This is a genomic window from Aureimonas flava (genome assembly GCF_003583935.1).
Classification (GTDB): domain Bacteria; phylum Pseudomonadota; class Alphaproteobacteria; order Rhizobiales; family Rhizobiaceae; genus Aureimonas; species Aureimonas flava.
On sequence record NZ_QYRN01000003.1, the window covers coordinates 227,329 to 253,398 of the forward strand.

Annotated in this window: 24 protein-coding genes and 3 tRNA genes; 15 read left to right on the top strand and 12 right to left on the bottom strand. The window is 71.4% G+C overall.

Annotated features, from left to right (window positions below; genetic code table 11):
• Positions 1-49 precede the first annotated feature (49 nt).
• From D3218_RS06720 to D3218_RS06730, 3 genes are all read left to right on the top strand, one after another.
• Positions 50-1,048 (top strand): YeiH family protein, encoded by a 999-nt coding sequence (locus tag D3218_RS06720; protein ID WP_119539138.1) that lies wholly within the window; start codon positions 50-52, stop codon positions 1,046-1,048.
• A gap of 88 nt (positions 1,049-1,136) precedes the next feature.
• Complete coding sequence (locus tag D3218_RS06725; RefSeq protein ID WP_119539139.1) at positions 1,137-2,141, top strand: ornithine cyclodeaminase family protein; 1,005 nt, start codon at positions 1,137-1,139, stop codon at positions 2,139-2,141.
• Between the two features lie 22 nt (positions 2,142-2,163).
• Positions 2,164-2,970, top strand: coding sequence for a phosphate/phosphite/phosphonate ABC transporter substrate-binding protein (locus D3218_RS06730; protein ID WP_245414947.1), 807 nt, complete (start codon positions 2,164-2,166; stop codon positions 2,968-2,970).
• A 16-nt stretch (positions 2,971-2,986) separates the two neighbouring features.
• On the opposite strand, the gene D3218_RS06735 is transcribed toward D3218_RS06730, so the two are convergent.
• Complete coding sequence (locus D3218_RS06735) at positions 2,987-3,754, bottom strand: UTRA domain-containing protein (RefSeq protein WP_119539140.1); 768 nt, start codon at positions 3,752-3,754, stop codon at positions 2,987-2,989.
• 328 nt (positions 3,755-4,082) lie between these two features.
• On the opposite strand from D3218_RS06735, the gene D3218_RS06740 reads away from it, so the two are divergent.
• From D3218_RS06740 to D3218_RS06760, 5 genes are all read left to right on the top strand, one after another.
• Positions 4,083-4,958 carry a glycine betaine ABC transporter substrate-binding protein gene (locus tag D3218_RS06740; RefSeq protein ID WP_119539141.1) on the top strand — a complete coding sequence of 292 codons (876 nt, stop codon included), beginning with the start codon at positions 4,083-4,085 and terminating at the stop codon, positions 4,956-4,958.
• A 71-nt stretch (positions 4,959-5,029) separates the two neighbouring features.
• On the top strand, positions 5,030-6,514 hold the full coding sequence (locus D3218_RS06745) for an aromatic amino acid lyase (RefSeq protein WP_210209649.1): 1,485 nt from the start codon (positions 5,030-5,032) through the stop codon (positions 6,512-6,514).
• Positions 6,511-7,140 carry an ABC transporter permease gene (locus tag D3218_RS06750; RefSeq protein ID WP_119539143.1) on the top strand — a complete coding sequence of 210 codons (630 nt, stop codon included), beginning with the start codon at positions 6,511-6,513 and terminating at the stop codon, positions 7,138-7,140. Before D3218_RS06745 ends, D3218_RS06750 begins: the two co-directional genes overlap by 4 nt.
• Complete coding sequence (locus tag D3218_RS06755; RefSeq protein WP_119539144.1) at positions 7,137-7,772, top strand: ABC transporter permease; 636 nt, start codon at positions 7,137-7,139, stop codon at positions 7,770-7,772. The genes D3218_RS06750 and D3218_RS06755 overlap by 4 nt, the downstream gene beginning before the upstream one ends.
• Before the next feature lie 29 nt (positions 7,773-7,801).
• Positions 7,802-8,761, top strand: a complete 960-nt coding sequence (locus D3218_RS06760; RefSeq protein ID WP_119539145.1) for an ABC transporter ATP-binding protein — start codon at positions 7,802-7,804, stop codon at positions 8,759-8,761.
• A gap of 432 nt (positions 8,762-9,193) precedes the next feature.
• Here the strand turns inward: D3218_RS06760 and D3218_RS06765 are convergent.
• Positions 9,194-9,270 (bottom strand) — tRNA-Pro (locus tag D3218_RS06765).
• A gap of 150 nt (positions 9,271-9,420) precedes the next feature.
• Here D3218_RS06765 and D3218_RS06770 point away from each other — a divergent pair.
• A tRNA-Gln gene (locus tag D3218_RS06770) sits at positions 9,421-9,495 on the top strand.
• Between the two features lie 51 nt (positions 9,496-9,546).
• On the opposite strand, the gene ade is transcribed toward D3218_RS06770, so the two are convergent.
• Positions 9,547-11,253: an adenine deaminase gene (gene ade, locus D3218_RS06775; RefSeq protein ID WP_119539146.1), complete on the bottom strand. Its 1,707-nt coding sequence runs from the start codon at positions 11,251-11,253 to the stop codon at positions 9,547-9,549.
• Between the two features lie 143 nt (positions 11,254-11,396).
• Here ade and D3218_RS06780 point away from each other — a divergent pair.
• Positions 11,397-11,469, top strand: a tRNA-Ile gene (locus D3218_RS06780).
• A 6-nt stretch (positions 11,470-11,475) separates the two neighbouring features.
• Here the strand turns inward: D3218_RS06780 and D3218_RS06785 are convergent.
• The 8 genes from D3218_RS06785 to ribA form a co-directional block, all read right to left on the bottom strand.
• Positions 11,476-13,263, bottom strand: coding sequence for a VWA domain-containing protein (locus D3218_RS06785; protein WP_119539147.1), 1,788 nt, complete (start codon positions 13,261-13,263; stop codon positions 11,476-11,478).
• 37 nt (positions 13,264-13,300) lie between these two features.
• The gene (locus D3218_RS06790) at positions 13,301-13,783 is read right to left on the bottom strand and encodes a TadE family protein (RefSeq protein WP_168990430.1); all 483 of its coding nucleotides are present in this window, start codon (positions 13,781-13,783) and stop codon (positions 13,301-13,303) included.
• Positions 13,784-13,855: 72 nt separating this feature from the next.
• Positions 13,856-14,428 (bottom strand): TadE/TadG family type IV pilus assembly protein, encoded by a 573-nt coding sequence (locus tag D3218_RS06795; RefSeq protein ID WP_119539149.1) that lies wholly within the window; start codon positions 14,426-14,428, stop codon positions 13,856-13,858.
• Between the two features lie 119 nt (positions 14,429-14,547).
• Positions 14,548-15,309: a RibD family protein gene (locus D3218_RS06800; RefSeq protein WP_119539150.1), complete on the bottom strand. Its 762-nt coding sequence runs from the start codon at positions 15,307-15,309 to the stop codon at positions 14,548-14,550.
• The gene (locus tag D3218_RS06805) at positions 15,306-16,937 is read right to left on the bottom strand and encodes a sulfatase-like hydrolase/transferase (RefSeq protein ID WP_119539151.1); all 1,632 of its coding nucleotides are present in this window, start codon (positions 16,935-16,937) and stop codon (positions 15,306-15,308) included. Before D3218_RS06805 ends, D3218_RS06800 begins: the two co-directional genes overlap by 4 nt.
• Positions 16,934-17,713: an FkbM family methyltransferase gene (locus tag D3218_RS06810; RefSeq protein ID WP_119539152.1), complete on the bottom strand. Its 780-nt coding sequence runs from the start codon at positions 17,711-17,713 to the stop codon at positions 16,934-16,936. The genes D3218_RS06805 and D3218_RS06810 overlap by 4 nt, the downstream gene beginning before the upstream one ends.
• Positions 17,710-18,495 carry a CDP-alcohol phosphatidyltransferase family protein gene (locus tag D3218_RS06815; RefSeq protein ID WP_119539153.1) on the bottom strand — a complete coding sequence of 262 codons (786 nt, stop codon included), beginning with the start codon at positions 18,493-18,495 and terminating at the stop codon, positions 17,710-17,712. The genes D3218_RS06810 and D3218_RS06815 overlap by 4 nt, the downstream gene beginning before the upstream one ends.
• 6 nt (positions 18,496-18,501) lie before the next feature.
• Positions 18,502-19,623, bottom strand: coding sequence for a GTP cyclohydrolase II RibA (gene ribA / locus D3218_RS06820; RefSeq protein WP_119539154.1), 1,122 nt, complete (start codon positions 19,621-19,623; stop codon positions 18,502-18,504).
• Positions 19,624-19,819: 196 nt separating this feature from the next.
• Between ribA and D3218_RS06825 the strand changes: the two genes are divergently transcribed.
• Genes D3218_RS06825 through D3218_RS06840 form a run of 4 tightly spaced genes read left to right on the top strand, consistent with a single transcriptional unit; the run spans position 19,820 to position 23,083 of the window.
• Positions 19,820-20,815: a zinc-dependent alcohol dehydrogenase gene (locus tag D3218_RS06825; protein WP_119539155.1), complete on the top strand. Its 996-nt coding sequence runs from the start codon at positions 19,820-19,822 to the stop codon at positions 20,813-20,815.
• Between the two features lie 32 nt (positions 20,816-20,847).
• Positions 20,848-21,246 carry a 6-pyruvoyl trahydropterin synthase family protein gene (locus D3218_RS06830; RefSeq protein ID WP_119539156.1) on the top strand — a complete coding sequence of 133 codons (399 nt, stop codon included), beginning with the start codon at positions 20,848-20,850 and terminating at the stop codon, positions 21,244-21,246.
• A complete protein-coding gene (locus tag D3218_RS06835) occupies positions 21,243-22,301 on the top strand; it encodes a glycosyltransferase (RefSeq protein ID WP_245414948.1) in 1,059 nt (352 codons plus the stop codon). The genes D3218_RS06830 and D3218_RS06835 overlap by 4 nt, the downstream gene beginning before the upstream one ends.
• Positions 22,298-23,083: a class I SAM-dependent methyltransferase gene (locus D3218_RS06840; RefSeq protein ID WP_119539157.1), complete on the top strand. Its 786-nt coding sequence runs from the start codon at positions 22,298-22,300 to the stop codon at positions 23,081-23,083. Before D3218_RS06835 ends, D3218_RS06840 begins: the two co-directional genes overlap by 4 nt.
• Here the strand turns inward: D3218_RS06840 and D3218_RS06845 are convergent.
• Positions 23,080-24,045 (bottom strand): lysylphosphatidylglycerol synthase transmembrane domain-containing protein, encoded by a 966-nt coding sequence (locus D3218_RS06845; RefSeq protein WP_245414949.1) that lies wholly within the window; start codon positions 24,043-24,045, stop codon positions 23,080-23,082. The two genes, D3218_RS06840 and D3218_RS06845, sit on opposite strands and share 4 nt — an antisense overlap.
• Before the next feature lie 388 nt (positions 24,046-24,433).
• Between D3218_RS06845 and D3218_RS06850 the strand changes: the two genes are divergently transcribed.
• Positions 24,434-26,029, top strand: a complete 1,596-nt coding sequence (locus D3218_RS06850) for a peptide ABC transporter substrate-binding protein (RefSeq protein WP_119539158.1) — start codon at positions 24,434-24,436, stop codon at positions 26,027-26,029.
• Positions 26,030-26,070: the final 41 nt, after the last annotated feature.

Sequence of the window (26,070 nt, forward strand, 5' to 3'; positions counted from 1 at the left end):
CCTCGTGGCACCGGCGCATCGACGCCGGCGATCCGCAAGGGCCCCTGCCGTGGCGCTGCCTCCCCTCTGCCTTCCCGCCCTCCTCCGTCTGGGCATCGTCTCGCTGCTCGCGCTGGCCGCCCAGGCCGGCCTGCACGCGGCCGGCATCCGAAACGGGCCGGACGCGATGGTGCTGGCGATCCTGATCGGCGCCGGCGCGAGCGCGCTCGTTCCGATGTCGCGGACGACGTCCGCCGGTGTCCAGTGCACCGCCAAGCCGCTTCTGGAGATCGCGGTCGTGCTGCTCGGAGCGTCGATGAACGTCGTCGCACTGATCGCGGCCGGCCCGGCGCTCGTCGGCGGCATCGTGGCGGTCGTGGTCGTGGCGCTCGGCGTCGGCTACGCGGCCGGCCGGATGGTCGGCCTGCCGCCGGCGCTCGCCGCGCTGGTCGCCTGCGGCAATGCGATCTGCGGCAACTCCGCCATCGCCGCCGCCGCGGCCGTGCTGCGCGCCCGCGCCGAGGAGATCACCACCGCCATCACCTTCACGGCCCTCGTGGGCGTCGCCGTGGTGGTCGCCCTGCCCTTCCTCCAGTCGGCCGCCGGCCTCGACCCGGCTCGGTTCGGCGTGCTGGCCGGGCTCACCGTCTATGCCGTGCCGCAGGTGATCGCGGCCACGGCGCAGGCCGGCTCGTTGGCCACGCAGCTCGGCGTCCTGGTGAAGCTGACCCGCGTCCTGATGCTCGGCCCGGTGCTGCTCCTGATCGCCGTGGCCGGTCGCCGCCAGGCGGGCCCGCGCCTGCCCCTCCACATGCTCGTGCCCTGGTTCGTGCCGGGGTTCATCGCGCTGATGGCGGCGCGCGGCTTCGGCTTCATCGACGAAGGCATGGCCGAGCTGATGAACGTGGTCGCGCGGGACTTCACGCTTCTCGCCATGGCCGGGCTCGGCCTCCTGATCGACCTTCGCGCCCTGGCCCGCTCCGGCGGCCGGGTGATCGCCGCCGCGTTTCTCGCCTTCGTGGTGCTGGCCGCCTCGAGCACGTTGCTACTCGCGGTGATCGACCTTTGATGCGGGCGCGCTTTTGCCGGAAACCCGCCCGAACCCGTGTTAAAGCGCCGGCCATGTCCGGCCTCCCATTCCACAGGAGCTCTATCGCATGCAGGAAATCTGGATCGACTATCTGAACGCGGGCGACGTCGCGGCGCTGGCGCTCGGCAACGACGAGATCCTCGACGCGGTTTCGGCGGCCCTGCGCGCGCAGGGACTCGGCGAGACGGTGATCGAGCCGCGTGTCCACCTGGTGCCGGAGAGTTCGGACAAGGGGCATTTCAATGTGCTGCGCGGCTACGTGAAGCCGCTCGACATCGCCGGCGTGAAGGTGGTCGGCGACTTCGTGGACAACTACAAGGTCGGCCTTCCGTCCGAGATGGCGGTCCTGAACCTGTTCAATCCGCACACCGGCATGCCCACCGCCATCATCGACGCGACCGCCATCACCGACATGCGCACCGGCGCGGTGACGGCCATCGGCGCCCGCCACCTGGCCCGCAAGGATTCCAAGATCCTCGGCCATGTCGGCGCGCGCGGCACCTCCTATTGGAACGTCCGGCTTCTCGACCACCTGTTCGACTTCGACGAGATCCGCGTCCACTCGCGCCGTCCGGAGAGCCGCGAGGCCTTCGCGGCGCGCCTGGAGCAGGACCTCGGCAAGAAGATCGTCGTCACCGACAACTGGCGCGACTGCCTCGAGGGCGCCGACATCATGATCGAGGCGAGCCGCCTGCCCGAGCCGACCCCGCTCTTCCGCACCGAATGGGTCAAGAAGGGCGCCTTCGTGGTGCCCTACGGCACGATGAGCGCGCTGGAGTTCGACCTCACCGACATCGTCGACAAGGTCGTGGTGGACGACTGGGGCCAGTGCGGGCCCGGCCGCCCCTACGGTGCGCTGCGGCGCCATGTGGACGAGGGCAAGGTGACGCGCGAGAACCTCCATGCCGAGATGGGCGAGATCGTCGCCGGCTCGCGGCCCGGCCGCGAAAGCGACGGCGAGACCATCCTGTTCTGGCATCGCGGCCTGTCCAGCACGGACGTCGCGCTCGGCGCCGCGATGGTCGAGAAGGCGCGCGGGCTCGGGCTCGGCCAGCGCCTGCGCTTCCGCTGAGCACCGTGGGGCTCGGCCGCTCATGACACTGGTCGCCTCCTCGCGCATGTACAACGTCGCGCCCGGCGCGCGCGCGGCCTGGGACGCGCTGTTCGCCTGGCTCGCCGGTGCTGCCGGCGTCGCGTTGGAGGCGATCGCCCACGCCCCGCCCGCCTCCCTCCCGGCCCTCTGGGGGCGGGAGGACCTCGGCGCGGCCGTGATGTGCGGCTTTCCCTATGCCAGCCTCGCGCCGGCCGAGCGCCCCGCCGCGCTGGCCGCGCTGCGCCCTTCCGGCGCCTTTGCGGACGGCGGGGCGAACTATGCCAGCCACATCGTGGTGCGGGCCGACGCACCGTTCACCACGTTCGACGACCTGAAGGGCCGCCGGTTCGGATGGACGGTGCGCGATTCGCAGTCGGGCTACCATGCCCCGCGCCAGCACGTGGCGGCCCGTTGGGGCGCCATGCTGTTCGCCGAGGCGCGCGGCCCCCTGCTCAACCCGTCGGGCGTCCTTGCCGCGCTGGAGGCCGGGGAGATCGACGCCGGCCCGGTGGATGCCCAGTCCTTCGCGCTGCTGGCGCTGCACGAGCCCGCGCTGGCCGCTGGGCTCCGCGTCCTCGACACCACGGCGGCCCGGCCGGCGCCGCTTCTGGTGGCCGCGCCCACGCTGCCGCCCGAGACGCTGGGGGCGCTGCGCGGCGCGCTGCTCTCCGCCGACGCCTCGCCCGAGGCGCGTCCGCTTCTCCGGGCGCTGGCGCTCGATGGCTTCGCGGCGCCCGACCCGGCGCGCTACGGCGGCCTCGTCGCGCTCGCGCGGCAGGCCGGGCCGCCGGCCCTGCCCGCGTGGTGACCGCCGGCCGGCGGCGTCAGATCGTCGGCAGCGTGTAGGATCCCTTGACCTCGAGCCGGCTGCCCGCCAGCACCATGCGGGCACGCGTCACCGGCACGTCGAAGTGGAACGTGCGCCGCTCGATCGTCGGACAGGCCGTGCCCACGGCCAGATCGAGCTTCCCTGCAAGGTCGCTGCCGCAGTTGACGGCGGCGATGCGGTGGTCGACGCTCGTCCACGGAATGTTGGCGAGCAGCCAGGGGCTCGGCGCGGCGCGCTCGAACGTCTCCTGCGTCACCGCGGGCGCGGCGGCGATGTTGATGAGGCGCGACTCCAGCATCAGCGGCGCGTCGTCGCCCAGGTGCAGCACCTCGACCCGCACCAGCGGTTCGCCGGAGGGCACGTCGCTCCAGTCCAGCCCGTCGCGCCCGTTGCGCAGGATCGCTCGGTCCAGCACCCGGTAGCCGTAGGCGAGGCCGCGGTCGCGCACGTCCTGCCGGATATCGGCGAGCGGCAGGATGAAGGTGCGGTGGAACTTGCGCGTCACCACGGTTCCCGCCCGTCGGTTGCGCTCCACGAGGCCGCAACGCGCGAGTTCGGCGATCGCCTTGCTGACGGTCTGCCGCGAGGCGCCGAACTCCTGCGCGAGTTCCGCCTCGGAAGGAAGCCGCTCTCCGACCCCGTAGACCCCCTTCAGGATCCGTTCCGACATCTGGCGGCGGATGCGCACGAACAGCGATTCCTCGCTGCCGCCGCGCGCGGCGCGAGGGGCAACTCGGGGTTCGGATATCGTGGGCTGCAGCATCTCGTTATGTCCACTCAATATCCCGCGCCACGTCCTCGAACTCGACCCCGGCGATTCCCGGTCCGCGCTCTGGACCAGCCATTCCACGAAACCTTCCACCAAGTCGCATGAAACAAGCAAGAGCGTTGCAAAGCAACGGAGTTCCTTGATCCTATTCGGCACAGCTGCCCAACATTTCAGCGTCCTGAAGCACAACGGATAAGCAGGGTCGGAGGATCGCCACAGGCCTCCTCTTTATGACTTTACATTACCGGAGAAACGCCGCAGCATCCTCCTGCCGGCGGGTCCTGCCCGTCACCCATCGCGCCCTTCCGGGAGATCCCGCATCATGAAGACTGCCACACTTCTCGGCCTCGCGATCGCGCTCGGCCTGGGCACGGCCGCCAACGCGCAGGCGTTCAAGATCGGAAGCAAGAACTTCACCGAGCAGGTGATCCTCGGCGAGCTCTACGCCGCCGCGCTCGAAGCGTCCGACATCCCGGTGGAGCGCAAGCTCAACCTCGGCGGCACGCTGATCGCGCAGCAGGCTTTGACCTCGGGCGACATCGACATGTACCCCGAATACACGGGAACCGCGCTGGTGGCCGTGGTCGGCGGCAAGATCAAGAGCGACCCGAAAGCCGTCTACGACGAGGTCAGCGCCTTCTACCAGGACAAGTTCCAGCTTCGCTGGCTCCAGCCCGCCGGCATCAACAACGGCTACGCGATTCTGGTCAGCGCGAAGACCGCCGAGGACAACAAGCTCGCGACCCTGTCCGACCTGGCCGCCGTGGCCGGCAAGATGTCGCTGGGCGCCGGTCCCGAGTTCGCCGATCGTCAGGACGGCATCCCGGGCCTGCGAGACGTCTACGGCATCGAGTTCGGCGAGTTCCGCCAGTTCGCGCGGCTGGTGCTGCGCTACGAGGCGCTGGCCGGCGGCCAGATCGACGTCGCCAACGGCTTTGCGACCGACTGGCAGATCGCGGACCAGAAGTTCGTCCCGCTGCGGGACGACAAGGGCCTCTTCCCGCCCTACTTCGTCGCTCCCGTGGTCCGCGAGGATGCGCTCAAGACCTACCCCGCCGCCCAGGAGATCCTGGATCGCGTCAGCACCCTCCTCGACAACGACACGATGCAGGTCCTGAACGGTCGCGTGGAGCGCGATCACGAGGAAGCCTCGGACGTGGCGGAGGACTTCCTGCGCGAGCATGGCGTCATCCAGTGATGTCGGACGGCGGGCGCGCAACGCCGGAACGCGGTGCGTCGCCGCTTGTCCTGAAGACGGACGGCATCGACGTGGATGCCGTCCGGCGCGTCGCCGAGGACGAGGCCGCCGTCGCGGTCTCGCACGAGGCCGAAGCCGCGATCGCCGAAGCCCATGCCTGCCTTCTCCGGCACGCGGGCGCCGGCGCCGCGATCTACGGCGTCAGCACGGGTCTCGGCGCGGCTGTCGACACCGCCGTGGCGCCGCAGGGGGGCGACGCGCAGCGGCGCATCGTGGAAGCGCGGGCGGTCGGCGTCGGCCCCTTCGCCACTGTGCGAGAGGTGCGCGCGACCATGGTGGTGCGCCTCGCGCGCCTCTGCCTCGGCCGCTCCGGCGCCTCGACGGCCGCCGCGGCCGGCCTCGCCACCATGCTCAACGAAGGCATCCACCCACGCATGCCGCTGATCGGCTCCATCGGCGAGGCGGATCTCGCTCCGCTCGCGCACCTCGCCTGGGCGATGACCGGCGACGGGCCGGCGGAGACCCGCGACGGCCGCCTCTGCACGGGCGGCGAGGCCTTCGCGGAGCGCGGCCTCGCGCTTCCCCGTTTCGCCCCGAAGGACGGCCTCGCCCTCGTGTCCTCCAACGCCGCGGCGGTGGGCCTGGCCTGCCTCGCGGTGGGCGACGCCGAGCGGGTCCTGTCGGCCGCGCTTGCCGCCACCGCCCTGTCGTTCGAGGCGTTCCGCGCCTCCCTCGATCCGATCGACCCCGCCGCGATGGCGCTGCGGCCGGTGCCGCGCGGCGCCGCCGTGGCGCAGGCGCTGCACGGCCTGCTGGCGGGCGGCGACCTGCCCATGCCCGGCGCCGCGCGCCGGCTGCAGGATCCGCTGAGCCTGCGCGTGGGCCCCCACGTGCTCGCCGCCTGCCTCGACGCGCTCGATCGCGCCCGCGCCGCCACCAACGACGAGCTCGCCTCCAGCGACGACAATCCGGCGGTTCTGGTGGAGGCCGACCGCATCCTGCCGAACGGCAATTTCGACGCGACGCACCTGGCCCTCTCCTTCGATGCCCTCGCCCTGGCCCTCGCCCGCCTCGCGGCCGCCGGGGGCGAGCGGATCGCCAAGCTGATGTCGCCCGCCGCGAGCGACCTGCCGCGTTTCCTCGCTCCGCAGGACGAGCCCGGCGCCAACGGCTTCGCGACGCTCCAGAAGACGGTCGCCGCGCTGGTCGCCGAGATCGCGCACGCCGCCGCGCCGCTTCCCTTCACCGTCCTGCCCGTGGCCGACCGGGTGGAGGACTACGCGTCCATGGCGATGCCCGGCATTCGCCGCCTTCAGGGGCTCGTCGCGCATCTGCGCATGCTGGTGGCGATCGAGATGGTCGTGGCGGCGCGGGCCTGCGACCTTCGCGGCGCACGCCTCGGCGAGGGCACCGCCTCCCTCCACGCGGCGATCCGCGAGCGCGTCCCGCCGCTCCTGCGCGACCGCCCGGCGGCCCCCGACATCGCCGCGCTCGACCGCGCCATCGCGCGGGGCGAACTGCAGGCCTTCCGCGACGAAGCGAGCGTTTGCGCATGACATGGACCTTCCGCAACCTGGACCGCATCCTGGAGGCGCTGCTGCAGCATCTCGTGCTGGTCTTCCTGTCGGTGTCGATCGCGCTCGTGGTCTCGCTGGCGATCGGCATCTGGTCGGCGCGCCGCCCGCGCACCTTCGGCCTGGTGCTCGCGGTCACGGGCGTGCTCTTCGCGATCCCGAGCCTCGCCCTGTTCGCGCTTCTGATCCCGATCATGGGCATCGGCAGCGCGCCGGCGATCACCGGTCTCGCCGCCTATAGCCTGATGATCCTGGTGCGCAACATCGGCACCGGCTTCCAGGCGATCCCGGACGAGGTCCTGGAGGCGGCCCGCGGGCTCGGCTACAGCCCGGCGCGGCGCCTCCTCGAGATCGAGCTGCCGCTGGCTCTGCCCTTCATCGTCGCGGGCGTGCGCATCGCGAGCGTGACGGTGATCGGCATCGCCACCGTGGCGGCCTACATCAACGCCGGCGGCCTCGGCGTCCTCATCTTCGAGGGCATCGACCAGCGGTTCCTCGAGAAGATCCTCGTGGGCGGTCTGCTGACGGCGGCGCTGGCGCTGTTCTTCGACTTCGCGCTCGCACGCCTGGAGCGTGCGCTGGCGCCCGCCGGACGGAGAACCGCATGATCCTCCTCGACGCCCTGAACTGGATCGCCGAGAACCAGTCGACGTTCTTCGGCGCCTTCCGCCAGCACCTTGTCATGTGCGCCACCTCGCTGGCGATCGGCTCGGCGGTCGCGATCCCGCTCGGCTTCGCGGTGGCGCACTCGCCGCGCGCGGCCTTCGCCGCGGTCAACCTCGTGGGCGCCTTCCGGGCGATCCCGAGCCTTGCCATCCTCGCGGCCATGCTGCCGATCCTCGGCATCGGCTTCCTGCCCTCGGTGGTGGCGCTCGTGGTGCTCGCGATCCCGCCCATGCTGCTCAACACGATCGCCGGCGTGCGCGGCATCGACCCTGCCATCATCGACGCCGCCTCGGGGATCGGCATGGGCCGGCGCGAGCGGCTCCTCCAGGTAGAACTGCCGCTCGCCGTGCCGCCGATCGTGGCGGGCCTCAAGACGGCGTCGATCCAGCTAATCGGCGGCGCCGCGCTCGCCTCCTTCATCGGCGGCGGCGGTCTCGGCGACTTCATCAACACCGGTATCGCCATCATGGACATGGCCCGCCTTCTGGTCGGCGCCGTGCCCATCGCCCTTCTCGCCATCGCCACCGAACTGCTGCTGAGCGGGGTCGAACGCCTCGTGAAGCGGCAGGGCTGACGGCCGCATCCCTTCGCCAGGAATATCCCATGATCCGGCTCGAGAACGTCACCAAGTCCTTCCCCGGCACGGCGCAAGCCGCCGTCACCGGCCTCGATTTCGAGATCGAGACCGGCACCACGGTCGCGCTGATCGGGCCGTCGGGCTGCGGCAAGACCACGACCATGCGCATGATCAACCGGCTGGAGGTGCCGACCTCGGGCCGCATTCTGATCGACGGTCGCGACGTGGCGACCAGCGAGCTGACGCTCCTGCGCCGCAACATCGGCTATGTGATCCAGCATGTCGGGCTCTTCCCGCACATGACCATCGCGCGCAACGTGGCCGCCGTCCCGCGCCTTCTCGGCTGGGACAAGGCGCGCACGGACCGGCGGGTGGACGAGCTCCTCCACCTCGTGGGGCTGGATCCGGCGACCATGCGCGCCCGCCTGCCGCACGAGCTCTCGGGCGGCCAGCGCCAGCGCGTCGGCTTCGCGCGGGCCCTGGCGGCCGATCCCGACATCATGCTGATGGACGAGCCGTTCGGCGCCATCGACCCGATCACCCGCGTGCGCCTTCAGGACGAGTTCAAGGAGATCCTGCGCGCGGTGCGCAAGACGGTGGTGATCGTCACGCACGATCTCGACGAGGCGATCAAGATGGGCGACCGCGTCGCCGTGATGCGCGACGGACGGCTTCTCCAGTACGACACACCCGACGCCATCCTCGCCCGCCCGGCCGATTTCTTCGTGGAAAGCTTCCTCGGGCCGGACCGCGCGATCCGACGCCTCGCCCTTCGAACGGCCGGCAGCGCCATGGGGCCGCGCCGCGAGGCGGCGACGACCCGTGGCTCGGTGGACGAGCGGGCGAGCCTGCACCTCGCCCTGTCGCTGATGCTCGCCGACGACCTGCCCGGCCTCACCGTGACGAACGCCGCCGGCGACGCCGTGGGCTACCTGGAACGCGAGAGCGTGGTGTCGGCGGCGCGGACCGAAGCCGCCCCCGTCTGACCGCCGGCGCGCGCGGAGGGCGCCGCCGGTTCACCCACGCCGGCGGACCCCACACAGATGAATCCGATCGCGGCGGACGGCCGACCGCGCCTTCGACGCCAACCTACCGATCACGGCGGGAGAAGGCAGAATGCGATAGATCCCGCACGCGCCGGCCCCTTCGATTCGCAAGCGTCGCCCGACCCGCATCGATCGCCTGCGTCCTGAAGCCAGCACCGACCCTGCACCGGAGCTCCTGCCCGGCTTCCAGCCGCTGCCCGCGGGCCTTAGGGAGCCGAGCACGCACGCTGTTCGGACGCAGTCGGCGGCGCACCATCCCGGCCTAACCGAAAAGCTCGCCATCACACGGTCGCCGGCGTGCTCGGCCGCTCCGCGCAGCCGAGCGCATTCGGCGCCGCTGTCGGGAATGGATAGCGTAGATGTTTGAAAGAGTGGTCGGAGTGGCAGGATTTGAACCTGCGACCCCCTCGTCCCGAACGAGGTGCGCTACCAGGCTGCGCTACACTCCGTGACCGAGCGGGTCTATAGCCAACCGCAGCCCTGGGCGCAACAGGATTCGCGCGTCCGACGCACCAAAACACGGACGGCGCGACGGCCCTTCCGCTTCCTTGCGCGCCACCCACCGAGCGACTATAGAAGCCCTCGCCGTCGGCGGGTCTTGGGGCGTAGCCAAGCGGTAAGGCAGCGGTTTTTGGTACCGCCATTCCCTGGTTCGAATCCAGGCGCCCCAGCCATCGGCGAATCGCCCGAATGCCCGGCTCCCCTTGGACGCCTCGCGGCGCTGCTCAGCTCTCGACGAACGCGAAGCGGTCGACGTCGAAGAGGCCGCGGTCGGTGAGCTTCAGATGGGGGATGACCGGCAGGGCCAGGAACGCCAGTTGCAGGAACGGCTCGGGCAGCGCGCAGCCCAGCGCGCGGGCGGCGTCCACCAGGGTTTCGAGGTCGTGCACCACGGTCTCGAACGGCTCGAGGCTCATCAGCCCGGCCATCGGCAGCGCGAGGCCGGCCGTGACGCGCCCCTCGTCGGCCACCACGAATCCGCCGCCACGCTCTACCACGCCGTTCACGGCCGCCGCCATGTCGCGCGCGCAGGTGCCGACCACGGTGATGTTGTGGCTGTCGTGGGCGACCGACGAGGCGATGGCGCCCCGTTTCAGTCCGAAGCCGTTGACGAAGCCGAGCCCGACATTGCCGTTGCGCCCGTGCCGCTCCACCACCGCGAGCTTCAGGACGTCCTGCGCCGTGTCCGGCTGCCATTCGCCGTCGCGAACCTCGAGCCGGGCGTCCATGCGCTCGGTCAGCAGCAGCCCGGCCCGGACGCCGATCACCGGCACCGCGCCGGCTGTGCCCGCCCCCGGCTGGCGGAAGCGTTCCGGCCGAACGGGCTCGGCCTTCATCGAGCCGAGGCCGACGGGCGCAACCGTCGGCCGGGCGTCGAACAGTGCCGGCTCCACCAGCCGCCCGCCCGCGACCACGTCCGAGACCCGGCACGCTTCGAGATCGTCCAGGAGCACGATATCGGCACGCCAGCCCGGCGCCACCATGCCCCGGTCGGCAAGGCCGAAGATGCGCGCGGCCGAGAGCGAGGCGGCGCGGTAGACATGGTGCACCGGGCATCCCCGTGCGATCAGCCGCCGGATCATGGCGTCGAGATGCCCCTCCTCGACGATGTCCAGCGGGCTGCGATCGTCGGTGCACAACGCCACGAAGGCCGAGGTGTCGACGGTCAGGATCTCGGCCAGCGCCTCCAGGTCCTTGGAGGCCGAGCCCTCGCGGATCAGGATCGCCATTCCCTTGCGCAGCTTCTCCATCGCCTCGGCGGCGCTCGTCGCCTCGTGGTCGGTGCGGATGCCGGCGGCGAGGTAGCCGTTGAGCGCCGTGCCGCGCAGCAGCGGGGCGTGGCCGTCCACGTGCCGTTCCTGAAAGGCCTCGAGCTTGGCGAGGATGCCCGGATCGAGACCGAGAACGCCGGGATAGTTCATCATCTCGGCAAGGCCGTGGACCTTGGCGTGGTCGAGGAACGGCAGGAGATCGTCGATCTCGAGCCGGGCGGCGGCGGTCTCGAAGCCGGTCGCCGGGACGCAGGAGGACAGGTTGATGCGGATGTCCATCACGCTCGCCTCGGCGCAGGCCGCGAAATAGCCGATCCCCTCCGCGCCCAGGACGTTGGCGATCTCGTGCGGGTCGCAGAACACGGTGGTCACGCCGCGCGGCAGCACGCAGCGGTCGAACTCCAGCGGCGAGACCAGCGAGGATTCGATGTGCAGATGCGTGTCGATGAAGCCGGGAACCGCGAAGCGCCCCCGCGCCTCGATCACCCGCTCGCCCTCGTATCGGCCGTGCGTGCCGACGACGCGATCGCCGACGATGGCGATGTCGGTGGTCTCGACGGTGCCGGTGATGAGGTCCAGGAGCCGCGCGTCGCGGATCACGACGTCGGCCGGCCGGCGGCCTTGGCCGGCGAGAATGCGGTGGGACAGTTCCGAAGCCATGGCAGTTTCCTCGTCGCACGGGCCGGACGCGCCGGCCGCGCACAAGGTCTAGCGTCCCCGGCCGCGCGGCGAAATCCCCCGCGCCCCCGCGCTCGCCCGCTTGAGAACCGGCCGCCGTTGCGATAGGCGTTCGGGCTCGGGTCGGGCCTGTAGCTCAATGGTTAGAGCCGGCGGCTCATAACCGCTTGGTTGCAGGTTCGAGTCCTGCCGGGCCCACCCGCCTCATCGCGCGATGCGCAGCGCCGAGATCTCGTCGGTGATGGAGGAGAAGGCGCTCAGAAGGTCGTTGGAGTTCTTGGCGTCGTAGTAGAGCTTGGCGCCCTTGCCGTCGATGCCGTTGGAGGCGCAGGCCCGCAGCCGCTCCTTGATCGGACTTCCGTCCTTCAGGTCGAAGGCGATCGAGAAGATCACGATCCCGTCGCCGCCATCGTCGTTGGTGCCGTCCTTCTTGATGTTCTCGCAGACGCGGCTCATCGTCTCGTTCATCGCGGCGGTGATGTTGGAGATGGCGGCCTTGGGCTTGGTGGAGAGGGTCGCGTCGAACATCCGGCCGATCCGCACGGTCGGCGTGCTCTTGGTGGTGTCGAGGATCTGGCCGTAGCCGTAGGTGCCGAACATCGAGCGGTTGGCGTTGGTCAGCTCGATCTGCTCGCCGGACGTGTAGGCCGCGTTGTAGGTGTTCTCGCCGTCCGTCATCAGGACGACGACCTTGAGGTTCTCCTTGGTGTTGCGGGGACGGCCCTCGGGGAAAGGCTGTCCGTCGGTGAGCGTGCGCCAGCCCCAGGCCAAGCCTTCCGCGATGTTGGTGCCGCCCAGGGGCTGCATGTCCCGCACGGCGCTCTGGACCACCGATTCCGTCGCAGTCAGCGGCGTGATCTTCGTCGTGGTGCAACCGTTGTTCGGACCTTCCTTTTTGCGATCTGCGTTGGGCGATTCCAAATACTTCGTCACGTCCCGCTGCTTCGCCAGGGCCGCGGCGTCGCCGTCCGGAGCATTGCCCGTGTCGGGAAGATAGTCGTTCTTCACCGACGAAAGCGAACCGCTCCAGTTGTATTCGGATGGGGCCAACAGCGGCACAAAAAGCGTCGACGGGTCCTTCTCGATCGGGGCGTTGTCGGTGATCGCATATCCGTTCGGCCGCGACATGACGCAGCCCGCCCAAGCCCAGTCGCTGTAGCGCTTGCCCAGCTTTTCGAAGATCGTGAACTTGGTCAGCGGCCTGAGGAGAAGATCCTTCCAGGAACCGTCGGACATCTTCTGAGCCTGCCGGAAGCCGTAAACCTTCCAGGTCGTCCAGTCCAAGTCGTCGTGATGCGAGGGGTTGAGGCCCTTGGTGTCCATCCAGGTGGCGGAGGCATAGTCCTTGCCGACGTTGACCGACGCCGCGAACGGCACCACGGAGATGCGGACCGGATCCTTGGCGTTGGCCGCCGGCTGGGAGACGAGCATCTTGGAGACCAGCGACTTGGTGGCCTCGCGCAGCGTCACGATCTTGGCCGCGCCACCGCCGGCCGGCGCGTTCTTCATCGAGCCGGAATTGTCGAGCACCAGCGCCAGTTCGATCGAGCGGTTGGCGACGATCACCTCGCTGAACGCTTCGAGATGCCAGCGCTCCAGGTCGACCTTGCCGCCCGTGACGGCCTTCACCGCTCCGCCGAAATAGGTCGGAGCGTCGCGCACCGCCGAAACGCGCAGCACGTTGTTGCCGTCCACGCGCGTGACGCCGTCGTAGGAAAAGCGCGTGTCGGCACTCGCCTCGCTTCCCTCGTTGGCGAAGAAGAGGGACTGCGCCCATCGCTCGAGCTCAGCCGGGTCCTGCGTGCGGCCGTACTGCTTGGCCGCGCCCAGCGCCGCCGCGTCGAGCGAGCGCTGCATGCTCCATTTCGACGCCTCGATCGCGGACGTGTCCACCGCCATGCCCATGGTCACGACGATCACGGGCATCACCAGCGCGAAGACGAGGGCGACGTTGCCGCGAACGTCGCGCCGAAAGGATCGATAGCGGCTCATGGCAGGTCCTCGCGCCGGGTCGGTGGAAGCGGGCGGATCATTTCCAGGCGATCTCCGTGCCCTTGCGGGGCCGGAACGTGAAGCGGCGCTCGAACTCCATCGTGCCGAATATGCCGACGAAGTCGAAGGCCGGCGTATAGGCGTAGCGCACCGTCGCGAGCACGAAGTAGGCGTCGGCAAGGCCCGCCAGCTCGTCCGGAAGCCGGTAGGGCGTGCCCTTGGCCGCCGCCTCCGCGGTTCCCCTTCGCGACCAGTCGACGGTGGCGACCCCCTTGGCGTCGGTGCGCACGGTGGTGACCGTGATCTCGGGCGGATCGCCGTCCACCGAACCGATGATGGCGTCGGAGATGAGAAGGACGTTGCGCATGCGCGTCGCGTCCATTTCGGAAGAGCGCGCCACGATGCCGCCCACCGTCTCAGCCGCGTTCGTCACCTTGCGCTTGGTGATGATGGCCTGCGAGGCCTCGAACGTGCCGAGATAGAACAGCAGCATCACCGGGAGGATGACGGCGAATTCCACGGCCGCGGCACCACGGCGATCGCGCAGGAACGGGAGAAATCGGGCGCGGCGCGGCTGCTCCATCCCCGGTCCTCAGCAGTTGGCCTTCGTCGACGTCGCGCCGCCGAAGGGTTCGTTCATGAAGGCCGCCATGGAGCCGAGGATCGCGTTGCCGTTCGTGTCCTCCGCGAAGCCGTTGAGGATGGAGGTCACCCAAGGCCACGGGTAATAGGCGCGGATCACGGTGATCGTGTCCTGCCCTCCCGGGTCGAAGCAGAAGTTCTCGCTGTCCACGGCGCCGTCGCGCAGCGCGACCGAGGTCGGGATCGGCGAGCCGGCCGGGAAGGTGCGCATGTCGAGCACCAGCCGATCGCAGGACATCATCATGTCGATATCGCCGCAGATCAGGCGGCGGAAGCCGTCGGCGTCCATGTCTGACTTCTGGACGCTGCCGGTCATCACACCGCGTGCGGCGGAATTGACCGCGTTGTTCAGCATGACCCCCGCGGTGGTGGCGAGCGCCGTCTCGATCATCGCCATCAGGACGAAGAAGAACGGCAGCGCGACGAGCGAGAACTCCACGGCCGCGACGCCGGACGCGTCGCGGCGGAACCGCGCGACGGCCTGGGCGACATGATCCAGAGTTGTGCGAGCGGGCCGCTTCATGAGGACGAGTTGTCGTCCAGCCCCTCTAACGCGAGCTTAAGACGATATCGCGCATTCGCAGCGTCCCCGCGATCCACCGCGAAATTCTTTGGCCGCGACCGAACCTCGAGACGCTTCCCTCAAGCGTCTTCGAATGCGCAATCGAACAAGGTGTCGTTGCCGAGATCGTAGGTGCGACAGCGGGGACGCAGGGCTTGGCTGAGGCGCGATACGGGCGACAGCGTAAGCCCCGGAGCGCCCGAGCCGATCACGATCGGGGCCACCGACACGTGCAGGCGGTCCACCAGCCCGGCTTCCAGGAAGTGGCGGATCGTCGCGGCTCCCCCCTCCACCAGCACATGGACCAAGCCTCGGTCGGCCAGCGCGTCGAGCAGCGAGCGCGGGCTCAGCCGATCCCCCTCCCCGCGCGCGAGGTGGATAGTCTCGCAGGGCGCCGGCGCGCGGCAATCGCGCGCGCGCACAAGGATCGTCCTCGCCTCGCCGGACAGGCAGCGCGCATCGGCAGGGACGCGCCCGTTGGGATCGATCAGCACACGCACGGGCGACGGGCCGGACACCTCCCGCACGGTGAGTTGCGGATCGTCGGCGACCACGCAGCCGGCGCCCACCACCACGGCGTCGGCCAGGGCGCGCAGGCGATGGAGATGGGCGAACCCGTCCGGGCCGGAAATCGGCGCCGCGTCGCCGTCCACCGTCGCCACGCGCCCGTCGAGGCTCTGGCCGACCTGCGCCACCACGAAGGATTCCCGGCGCCGGCGGGCCAGCGGCTCGTAGAGCGCCCAGGCCGGCTCGTCGTCGGGCGAGGGTCGCGCGGCGTCCTGCCCGCCGCGCAGCGCCAGAAGCGCCCGCCACGCCCCGTCGGAAACGCGCATCGCGCTCATGTCGCGGGTCCCGCGCCGCTCATCGCGCGCACGAAACGCTCGCGGAAGGCGTCCATCGGCAGGCTCGTCCCGCCCGGCGCGGGGACCATGCCGGTGGCGAGATCCCAGCCCTCCAACCGCCGAAGCACGGCCGGATCGGCGGACAGGACGTGGAACGGGACGTCGCGCGAGGCGCCGGGCCCCGTGACCAGCTCGGCCGGCTGATGGTCGCCGACCACCACGACCACCGCGTCGCGCGCGAACCGCGCCACGAACGAGCCGAGCGCCTCCAGCGCGTAGTCGATCGACAGGCCGTAGTTGAACCGCACGCGCTCGGGATCGCGCCACAGGACGTCGGGCGCCTCGCCGCCGGCGGCCTGCGCGTCGAACACGGTGCCGTCGCCGACCGCGTCCCACGGCACCATCCGGGGGATCGGCGTCCAGGGTGCGTGGCTGGAGATCAACGCGGTGATCAGCATCGTGGGTCCGGGCGTGCGCTCCAGCAGCTCGCCGATCTGCCGGAGCGTGAACTGGTCGGGCATGGTGACCCAGTTGAACGACCGGCCGCGATAGCCGAGATCGTGCGCGGCCAGGATCTCGTCGTAGCCGAACCAGGCGGCCTCGGGCCAGGGCATGGTGATCGCCGGCATCACCGCCGCCGTTCGCCATCCGGCCGCATGGAATAGGGCGTTGAGGCTTTGCCGGCGGCTCCGCAGCAGGCTTTCGTAGCGCGTCTGGTTGTCGATCGAGAGGCCCGAAAGGAGCGTGCCGTGCGCCAGCCAGCTCTGCCCGCCGGCGATCGGCGAGGCCATCCATCCGCTGCGCGAGCCGACACCGACCGCGGCGAGTTCGGCCTCCACCTGCCGCAGCCGCGCCTGCGTGCGCGGGGCGAAACGGGGCTCCTCCACCACGCTGCGACCGTAGGATTCCACGAACACGACCAAGACGTCGTGCCCCGTCAGGGCCGCGAGAGGCCCGTCCGGGGGCGCCGCGCGCAGCGGATCGTCGGCGACGTCACGCGCGAAGGTGGCCTGCGCGACGAAGGAACGGCGCGCGTCGGCGACCTTGGCGACGGCGTAGGACGAAGGACCCGCGGAGATCGGCAGGGGCACCGATGGGGCGAGGACAACGAGGAGCGTCGCGGCGACCGCCGAACCCAGCGCGGCCCCGGCCAGGAAGCCGCGCGTGCGGCCAGCGAGCCGGCGCAGGCCCGCCAGCCCCCAGGCCAGCACCGCCAATGCCGCCAGGAACGCCGCCAGCGCGCCGCCCACCGCGAGCAGCGCCCGTCCCTCCCCCACGGTGCCGGACAGGAGATGCCATCCGGCGACCAGCACCGTACGGTCCCCCACCGGGTCGAAGGGGCGGGAGAACGCCAGGAAGGTTCCCCAGTCCGCCAGCTTCAGGACCGCACCGACGCCCGCCAGCGCGACGACACCGGCGCACAGGAGCGCGAAGGCCCGGCCGCGAAGCAAGGCTAGAAGCCCCGCCACCCAGAACCATTCCACCGGAAACCGAAGATCGGCCACGGGCCCCGGTCGCGTCGGCAGCGCGAGAGCCGCAAGGAGCAGCGCGAGGCCGACCCCGATGCGCAGGCCGATCCGCCGAGGCGCGCGCCCGCCGCCGGTGGCGGACGCCGTCGGCTCCGTCACGCGCGGGGCCCCACCAGGCGCGCGTACACGTCGCCCGAACGCCGGTTGCGGGCGGCTTCCAGCGCGAGCCGCGCGCGGAACGCCTCGTCCCCGAGCCAGCGGTCGAGCCGGAAGCGCGCTTCCTCGCCGACCGCGAGATTGAACTCGTAGCGGCCGAGTTCGCCCAGCCGGTCGAGGCAGCGGAAGGCGAGGTCCAGGGTCGCGGGCGTGTATTCGAAGGCGAGGCAGCGCAGCGGCCGCGACAGGCCGGCCAGCACCTCCGCCTCGTGTCCCTCCACGTCGATCTTGCAGAAGGCCGGCTCGCCATGCTCGGCGATCAGGATGTCGAGCGTGGATACCTCGACGCTGACGCGCTCGCCCCATTCCACGCCGCGAAAGCCCTCGTCGCCGGCGACGCGCCCGCGCCATTCGCCGGACAGGGTGGAGACGGTCGGATGGCGCGCGGACACCGCGAGTTCCGCCCGGCCCGGTGCACGGCCAACGGCGCGGCGGTCGAGGCGGATCGTGGCCGGATCGAGCCGGCGGGCGAGATAGTCGGCGAAGAGCGGCTGCGGCTCGAAGGCGACCACGCGCGCCCCGGCCCGTGCCAGCGCCCGGCTACGACTGCCGACATGGGCGCCGATGTCGAAGGCGAGGTCGCCTGGCCGCACCAGCGTGCGCAGGAACCGGTCCAGCGCCCAGCGGCGCCACGGCTGGCCGTTGTAGATCGCGATCGAGCGCCAGAGGCCGAGGGTCGCCGCGTCGAGGCCGACGCGGTCCAGAAGACCTCGCTTCACGGCCGGACGCTCCGAAGCGCGCGGATGTCCACCGCGAAGGACCAGGCGAGAAGAACGAGCGCCGCCAGCACCACCCCTTCCGACAGGGGCGGGTCGACCGGCGGAAGCAGGGCGAAGCACAGAAGGGCGATCTGAAGGACGCAGACCGTCTTGCGCCGCAGCGACGGCGCCAGCGGGCGGGCGAGGCGCGGGTCGAGCGCGCCCCAGACGACAAAGGCATAGCGCATCAGGCCGATCAGGAACACATGGGCGCCGGCCTTGCCGTCGGCGAAGGCGAGCGCGCACAGGATCAGGATCAGGAAGGCGTCCACCTCCATGTCGAAGCGCGCCCCGAAGCGCGAGGCGAGGCCCGTGCGGCGCGCGAGCCAGCCATCCAGCCCGTCCAGCGCCAGCGCCAGCAGGGCGGCGCCGGCCAGCATCCACTCGAAACCCGCGTCGTACTCGGCCAGCCGGCCGTAGTCCCACGCGCAGGCGCCAAGGGCCGCCGCCATCCCTCCGCGCACCGCCGTCACGACGTTGGCGGGCCCGAACCGGACATGCGGATGCTCGCCGAGGGTCCACAGCACGAAGCCGACAACCGGCGCGAACAGCGCGAGCGCCAGCGGAAGCACCGGCCAGCCGGCATGGCCCTGAGAGACCAGAAGGCTCGCCGCGACCGTCAGCCCCAATGCGGTCGCCGCCAGCGTCGCGCAGGCGCCTGGAAGCGCCGGCGCGCCCGCCCGGCCGACCGCCGGGATCGGGCCGGCCTCCGGCATGGCCGGCAGGATGGGGTCGAAGCGCATCGCGCGTCAGCCGAGCTTCGCCGCGATCGCGGGCCAGTCCAGAAGGTGCCCCGCGCGACGTGCCTTCGTGACGAGATAGTCGCGGTTCTCCGCCGTGACCGTGCCGAGCACCGCCGTGCGGGCGCTTACCTCGATGCCCGCCGCCTGGAGCGCGGCGATCTTGGCGGGGTTGTTGGTGAGGAGTTCCACCGAGCCGATCCCGAGCCCGCGCAGCATGGCCACCGCCGCGCCGTAGCGCCGCCCGTCGGGCTCGAAACCGATTTGCGCGTCGGCCTCGATCGTGTCGAAGCCCTCGTGCTGCAGGCCGTAGGCGCGCATCTTGGCGGCCAGCCCGGTGCCGCGCCCTTCCTGGTCGAGATAGAGGAGCACGCCGCCGCCCCGCCGCGCGATGAGCTGCAGGCCCTCGCGGAGCTGGTCGCCGCAGTCGCATTTCAGCGAGCCGAAGAGGTCTCCGGTGATGCAGGACGAATGGATGCGCACCGGCACGGGCCCCGACGCGTCGGCCTCGCCCACCACGATCGCGAGCTGGTCGCGCTGAGCGAGGCCCCCGCGAAACACCACGAAGCGGCAGTCGGCGACGTCCCGCAGCGGAACGGGGGTGCGGGCGACCTCGCGGAAACGGGTTTCCTGCGCGGTGGCCGCGCGCAGCTCCGCCTCGGCCACCGCGAGGCAACGGACGAGCGTGGCGTCGCCCGGACGCGCCGGCCGAACGAGAAAGGCCGGCAGGAGCTGCGCGAGGCGCGCGAGCTCCACCAGGCAGCCGAGATCGGGAGCCGGACGCCAGGGCGCCTCGCTGCGCGCGCCGGCGGCGAAGGCGAGGCGCGACAGTTCGGCGATGTCCTGCGGGCCCGTGCGCAGGCACACCGGGCCGATGGTCGACAGGCCGAGCGCCCGCGCGCGGGGCGCGCTGAGGAAGAGATCGGTCTCTGCATCGGCCGCGGCGAAGAAGCGGGCGACGTCGGCGGGTGCGGCAGCGTCGAGCGCCAGCACGGCGAAGCGGGCGCCATCCGTGGCGAGCACCACGGGCCGCCCGTAGCGCAGTTCGGAAACGGCGCGCTCGGCGTTCAACTTGGCGATCTCCGAGACGTCGTCCCCACCGAACAGGATGTCGGAACCGCCTTCGCTCATCGCCTTCCACTCCCCACATCGACGCGCACCGGCAGGGCACAGCCGCCACGCGGCCCGGCGCTCGATCATGACAGCTAGACGACGGCGGTCCTTAATCCAGATTGACCGCTGAACGAGCGCGTGAGGTGGCCGTGAGGCCGCCGCCGACGCCGTTTCCAGGTGGGTGGGAGATGGCGCCATAGGAGCCCGAAGAAGCATGGGAGACGCCGGTCCCGACAGACCGGAAGACGGTCGCGCGCTCTGGATCGTGGGCGCCGGCCGCGCCGAGCTGCGTCGAAGCGTCGCCCCCGTTCCGACGCCCGAGACTTGCCGCGTGCGAAGCCTGTTCGGAGCGATCAGCCGGGGCACCGAGCGGCTGGTGTTCCAGGGCGCGGTGCCCGAAAGCGAGGACGAACGCATGCGCGCGCCGCTCCAGGAGGGCGATTTTCCGTTTCCGGTGAAATACGGCTACAGCGCCGTCGGCACCGTGGAAGGCGGACCGGACCCCTTGCGCGGGCGCGTCGTGTTCTGCCTCCATCCGCACCAGGACCTCTTCGCCGCGCCACGCGCCGCGCTGCGCCTCGTGCCGGAGGACGTGCCGCCCGAGCGGGCGGTGCTGGCGCCCTTCATGGAAACCGCGCTCAACGTGGTCTGGGACGCGGCGATCGCGCCCGGCGACCACGTGGCCGTGATCGGCGCCGGGCTGATCGGCAGTCTCGTCGCCTACCTCGCCGCGCGCGTGCCGGGCACCGAGGTCACGCTGGTGGACACCGCCGAGGCGCGCCTCGGCCGCCTGGCGGGCTGGGGCTGTCGGCTCCGGCCGCCGGACGGAGCGCCGGCCGACCAGGACGTCGTGGTGCACGCGTCCGGCCAGCCGGAAGGGCTCGCCGCCGCGCTGGACTGCGCGGGCGTCGAGGCGCGCGTGGTGGAGGCGAGCTGGTTCGGCACGCGCCCCGTCGCCCTGCCGCTCGGCGGCGCGTTCCACGCGCGCCGCCTGTCGATCGTCTCCTCGCAGGTCGGCCGCATCCCCGCCGACCGCCGCGCCCGCTGGACCACGGAGCGCCGTCTCGACGCGGCGCTCCGGCTTCTGGCCGACCCGGTGCTCGACCGTCTGTTCTCCGGCGAAAGCGCGTTCTCGCGCCTCGACCGCGACTACGCGGCGATCCTCGCCGACCCCGACACGCTCTGCCACCGCATCCGCTACGCGGACTGACCCCTTCCCCTTCTCCAGCGCGAGGCCCGCCGATGTTCGCCGTCGAAGTCCGTGACCGCATCATGATCGCCCACAGCCTTCCCCGTCCCGTGTTCGGCCCGGCCCAGGGCATGCACGGGGCGACCCTCGAGGTGGACGCGGCCTTCTTCACGCAGGACCTGGACGAGGACGGCCTCGGCGTCGACATCGGCCTCGCCGCCGCGGTGCTCGGCGAGGTTCTGGCGCCGCTGAACTACCAGAACCTCGACGCGCTGGAGGTCTTCCGCGGCCGCGTCACCACGACCGAGGTGCTGGCGCGCCACGTGTTCGACGCCCTGGCCGGGCGGATCGCGGCGGGTGCCTTCGGGCCCGGCGGCGCGCGCATCCGGCGCCTGCGCGTGACCCTGCACGAGAGCCAGGCGGCGCGCGCCTGGTACGAGGCGGAGCTTTGAACGCGGCGGTCGCGCGCGATCTCGTTTTCGCCATTCCGGGCGACCTCGACGCGCCGAGCGGCGGCTACGGCTACGACCGGCGCATGATCGCCGAACTCGCCGATCTGGGTTGGCGCTTGCGCGTGCTCGCGCTGCCCGCCGCCTTTCCGGCGCCGGGGCCGGCCGACCATGCGGCCACGGCCGAAGCCTTCGCCGGGCTCGACGACGGCGCGCTGGTGCTGGTCGACGGGCTCGCCTTCGGCGCCCTGCCCGCCCTGGCGCGGCGCGAGGCCGCGCGGCTGCGGCTGGTCGCGCTGGTGCACCACCCGCTGGCTTTGGAAGACGGGCTGGCGCCGCCGGTGGCCGAGGCGCTGCGCCTCAGCGAACGCGAGGCGCTGGCGCACGCGCGGGCGATGGTCGCCACCAGCGCCACCACCGCCCGGCTCCTGAAGATCGGCTTCGGGGTCGCCGCGACGGTCGCCGTCGCCCCGCCCGGCACCGAGCGCCCCGATCGCCTCCCAACCACCCGCGACGCGCCGGTGCCGACGATCCTGTCGGTCGGCGCGCTGATCCCGCGCAAGGACCACGCCTTGCTGGTGGATGCGCTGGCGCGCCTCGCCGATCGCCCCTGGCGATGCCGCATCGTCGGCAGCCCGACGGCCGATCCGGCCACCGCCGAAATGGTGCGGGCGCGCGTCGCGGCCGCGGGTCTGGAGCGGCGCATCGTGCTGGCCGGTGCCGTTGCCGACGTCGAGGCGGAGTACCGCGCGGCCGATATCTTCGCCCTGCCGTCCCGCTTCGAGGGCTACGGGATGGCCTTCGCGGAGGCGATGGCGCACGGGCTGCCCGTGGTCGGCTGCGCGGGCGGCGCGGTCGCGGAGGTGGTGCCGCCGGAGGCCGGGCGGCTGGTGGAGCCCGGCGACGCCGCCGGCTTCGCCGAAGCCCTGCGCGCGCTCCTTGACGAACCGGCGCTTCGCCGAGACCTCGCGCTCGGCGCGTGGCAAGCGGCCCAAGGCCTGCCTACCTGGGCCGATTCCGCCCGGATCCTTTCCGACGCCTTGGAGGCGGTGCATTGAGCGGCTTCGACACGACCTGGCTCGACCTGCGCGAGCCCGCAGACCACGCCGCGCGGGACCATACCCTCCTGAATGCCGCGCGCGCCCACCTGCGGGCGGGCGGAGCGTCCGCGCTCGCGGTGGACCTCGGCTCGGGCACGGGCTCGACCCTGCGCGCCTTCGGCCCCGACGGCGGGACGCGCTGGCGGCTGGTGGACCACGACCCGCGCCTTCTGGAGGCCGCCTCGGCACGCCTTGCCGGGTTCGGCGTCGTGGAACGGGTGGAGGCCGATCTCGGCGCCCTGCCGCCCGCGATCCTCGACGGCGCGCGTCTGGTCACGGCGTCCGCGCTGTTCGACCTCGTGTCGCGTCCCGTGGTGGAGCGTCTCGCGGCGGTGCTGGCCGAGCGTCGGTGCGCCCTCTACGCCGCCTTGAACTACGACGGCAGGACGAACTGGGACCCGCCGCTCGAAGCCGATCCTGAGATGCTGGCCGCCTTCAACGCGCATCAGGCGGGCGACAAGGGTCTCGGGCCGGCGCTCGGCCCCGGTGCCGCCGATGCGTTGCGCACCACCTTCGAGGGGCACGGATACACGGTGCGGGTGGCGCCGAGCCCCTGGCGGCTCGGCCACGAGAGCGAAGCTTTGCGCGACGCGCTGCTCGACGGGTTCGCGGGCGCGGTGCGCGAAACGGGGCGGGTCGAGCGCGCCGTGCTGGATCGCTGGACGGAGGCGCGCCGGGAGCGGCCGGGCGCCTGCCATGTCGGCCACTGGGACGTGCTGACGCTGCCTCCCGGGCCCTAGGGGCAGGACCGGGCGGGCGCCTTGCGTCCGGCGACGGCGTGGCGCATCGGCACGAGCGCGCCCGGCAGGGCGCCGACGAGCGAGGCGATGCCGTAGACGACGCTGGCCGCGAAGGCCGCGTCCGCCCCGACCCCGGCGACCGGCAGGATCGCCGCGGCCGCCGCCTCGCGCACGCCCCATCCCCCGACCGAGACGGGCAGCAGCATCGACAGGAGCACGAGCGGCACCAGCAGGAGCGTCGCGCGCCATCCGAGCGGTGCGCCGACGGCGGCCGCCGCCAGGGCGAACACCGCAAGATACGACCCGACCACGGCGAGCGAGAGCATCGCCTGGACCGCCCAGGCGCCTCGCCGCAGGAAGGTTTTCGCGAGGACGGGACCGAAGGCCCGCCGAAAGCGAAGGACGCGCTCGCCCAAGAACGCAGACGCGAGCCATCCGAGGAGCAGCGCCGCCGCCGCGAGCCCCACGAGGAAGAGGAGACCCGACCCGCCCGGCGGCACCGTGCCGAACGCGACCGGCGCGGCGAGGAGGCCGACGCCGGCGGCACCGAACAGCACCGCCTGTCCCGACAGCCGCTCGAGAACGACGGCCTGCCCGGCCCGGCCCGTCCAGCGGCCGTCGCCGCCCTCGCGCGCCGCCCGCACCACGCGCATCGCGTCGCCGGCGACGCCTCCCGGCAGCACCTGGTTCAGGAGGGTCGCGAAATAGTATTCGCCGACCGCGCGCCGGAGCGGCAGCGGCTGGCCGAGGCGGAGCGACGTGAAGCGCCAGCGCAGCGCCGACAACACGATCTGCGGCTGGACCACAAGCACCGCCAGCGCGAACAGGGCGGGATCGGCTTCGATCAGCCGGCGCGCCACCTCCCCTTCGTCCAGCCTCACGGCGACGAGCGTCAGAATGGCAACGCCGGCGAGAACGGGAATCACGGCACGCAGCGAGGGACGCGGGAAACGAGGTCGCAAGAACACTCCATCGACGCCGGCAGCGCGTTCGAGATGCACCTAGCGTCGAGCAGGCCCGGGGACAGGCCATGCTCCACCAGGCCCGGCCGATCAAAAATCCGCGAAGCGCCGCCGAATCGTCTAGTTCTCCCGCACCGCGCGCCTAAGCGACGCGGCGGATCATACCGCACTGCACAGTAAATCGTCCCGATGATCCAAGATGAGGCGTTTCGCCCTGGGACATCGGTGGAAACGTTTCGTTTCCCGGGCCTCGTGAATGCTTTTGCCGGCGCACGGGGGCGTTCCGACTTGCCTTGGCTCGCCGGGCCATGCTTGAACCTTCGCTTCCGCTCGACCGGTCGAGCCCTTGCTGGCTCCCGGCGGCCAACCGACATGGAGACGTCACCCGATGACCCTTCGCCCGATCCGCGCCCTTCTCGGCGCCGCCCTCCTCTCGTCCACCCTTCTGGCCGGGCCCGCGCTCGCGCAGACGCTGCACCGGGGCAACGCGGGCGAGCCGCAGACGCTGGATCAGGCGCGCACGTCGGTGAACATCGAAGCCTTCGTGCTGAAGGACCTCTACGAGGGACTGACGATCTACGACCCCGACGGCAAGATCGTGCCCGGCGCCGCCGAGAGCTGGGACGTATCGGACGACGGCACGGTCTACACGTTCAAGATCCGCGACGACGCCGACTGGTCCAACGGCGATCCGGTCACGGCCGAGGACTTCGTGTTCTCCCTGCGCCGCATCCAGGACCCCAAGACCGCCGCGCCCTACGCCAACATCCTCTACCCGATCAAGAACGCCGAGAAGGCGAACAAGGGCGAGGTCGCGCTCGACCAGCTGGGCGTGCGCGCGGTGGGCGATAAGACGCTCGAGATCACGCTGGAGCGTCCGACGCCCTTCTTCGTGGAGCTCCTGGCCCATCAGACGGGGCTGCCCGTCCATCCGGCGACGGTCGAGGCCCAGGGCGACAACTTCGTGCGGCCGGGCGTGATGGTCTCGAACGGCGCCTTCAAGCTCACCGAGCAGGTCGCCAACGACCACATCACCGTCGCCAAGAACCCGGAATACTGGGACGCGGCGAACGTGAAGCTGGAGAGCGTGATCTTCTACCCGATCGACGACGCGGCCGCCGCGCAGCGCCGTTTCCAGGCGGGCGAGCTCGACATGACGTTCGACTTCGCCGCCGACCAGCTCGAGTTCCTGAAGAAGGAGTTCGGCGACCAGGTGCGCGTCACGCCGAAGCTCTCCACCGAGTACTACGTCTTCGATACGCGCACCGCGCCCTTCGACGACGTCAACGTGCGCAACGCCCTGTCCATGGCGGTGGACCGGGACTTCCTGTCGACCGAGATCTTCCAGGGCGCCCGCCTGCCCTCGCTCTCCTTCGTCCCGCCGGGTATCTCGGGCTACGGCGAGCCCGGCGAGCCGAGCTTCGCCTCGCTCGACCAGCTCGACCGCGAGGACGAGGCGCTGCGCCTCATGAAGGACGCCGGCTACGGCGAGGGCGGCAAGCCGCTCAACATCTCGATCCGCTACAACACCAACACCAACCACGAGCGCGTGGCCACCGCCATCGCCGACATGTGGCGCACGCAGTTCGGCGCGAACGTGACGCTCCAGAACTCGGACGTCGCCTCGCACTACGCCTATCTCCAGGAGGGCGGCACGTTCAACGTGGCGCGCGCCGGCTGGGTGGCCGACTACGCCGATGCCGAGAACTTCCTCGCGCTGACGACCACCGGCAACGCGACGTTCAACTATTCCAAGTGGTCGAACCCCGAATACGACCGGCTGATGGCCGCGTCCTACGAGGAGCAGGACCCGACCAAGCGCGCCGCGCTCCTGCACGAGGCCGAGGCGCTGCTCCTGAAGGAGCAGCCGATCGCGCCGCTGCTCAACTCGGCCTCGCTCTGGCTGATTTCCGACAAGGTGTCCGGTTGGGGCGACAACGCCGCCGACGAGCACCTGTCCAAGTACCTCTCGGTCAACCGCTGACACGCGGCAACGGCAGCGGGCGCCCCGGCGCCCCCGCCTCG

Bases quoted from the DNA above. Each gene is read 5' to 3' on its own strand.
- D3218_RS06750 (WP_119539143.1), top strand. From the start codon at position 6,511: ATGACATGGACCTTCCGCAACCTGGACCGCATCCTGGAGGCGCTGCTG.
- D3218_RS06825 (WP_119539155.1), top strand. From the start codon at position 19,820: ATGGGAGACGCCGGTCCCGACAGACCGGAAGACGGTCGCGCGCTCTGG.
- ribA (WP_119539154.1), bottom strand. From the start codon at position 19,623: ATGAGCGAAGGCGGTTCCGACATCCTGTTCGGTGGGGACGACGTCTCG.
- D3218_RS06830 (WP_119539156.1), top strand. From the start codon at position 20,848: ATGTTCGCCGTCGAAGTCCGTGACCGCATCATGATCGCCCACAGCCTT.
- D3218_RS06725 (WP_119539139.1), top strand. From the start codon at position 1,137: ATGCAGGAAATCTGGATCGACTATCTGAACGCGGGCGACGTCGCGGCG.
- ade (WP_119539146.1), bottom strand. From the start codon at position 11,253: ATGGCTTCGGAACTGTCCCACCGCATTCTCGCCGGCCAAGGCCGCCGG.
- D3218_RS06815 (WP_119539153.1), bottom strand. From the start codon at position 18,495: ATGCGCTTCGACCCCATCCTGCCGGCCATGCCGGAGGCCGGCCCGATC.
- D3218_RS06795 (WP_119539149.1), bottom strand. From the start codon at position 14,428: ATGAAGCGGCCCGCTCGCACAACTCTGGATCATGTCGCCCAGGCCGTC.
- D3218_RS06850 (WP_119539158.1), top strand. From the start codon at position 24,434: ATGACCCTTCGCCCGATCCGCGCCCTTCTCGGCGCCGCCCTCCTCTCG.
- D3218_RS06760 (WP_119539145.1), top strand. From the start codon at position 7,802: ATGATCCGGCTCGAGAACGTCACCAAGTCCTTCCCCGGCACGGCGCAA.
- D3218_RS06735 (WP_119539140.1), bottom strand. From the start codon at position 3,754: ATGCTGCAGCCCACGATATCCGAACCCCGAGTTGCCCCTCGCGCCGCG.
- D3218_RS06785 (WP_119539147.1), bottom strand. From the start codon at position 13,263: ATGAGCCGCTATCGATCCTTTCGGCGCGACGTTCGCGGCAACGTCGCC.
- D3218_RS06755 (WP_119539144.1), top strand. From the start codon at position 7,137: ATGATCCTCCTCGACGCCCTGAACTGGATCGCCGAGAACCAGTCGACG.
- D3218_RS06740 (WP_119539141.1), top strand. From the start codon at position 4,083: ATGAAGACTGCCACACTTCTCGGCCTCGCGATCGCGCTCGGCCTGGGC.
- D3218_RS06800 (WP_119539150.1), bottom strand. From the start codon at position 15,309: ATGAGCGCGATGCGCGTTTCCGACGGGGCGTGGCGGGCGCTTCTGGCG.
- D3218_RS06730 (WP_245414947.1), top strand. From the start codon at position 2,164: ATGACACTGGTCGCCTCCTCGCGCATGTACAACGTCGCGCCCGGCGCG.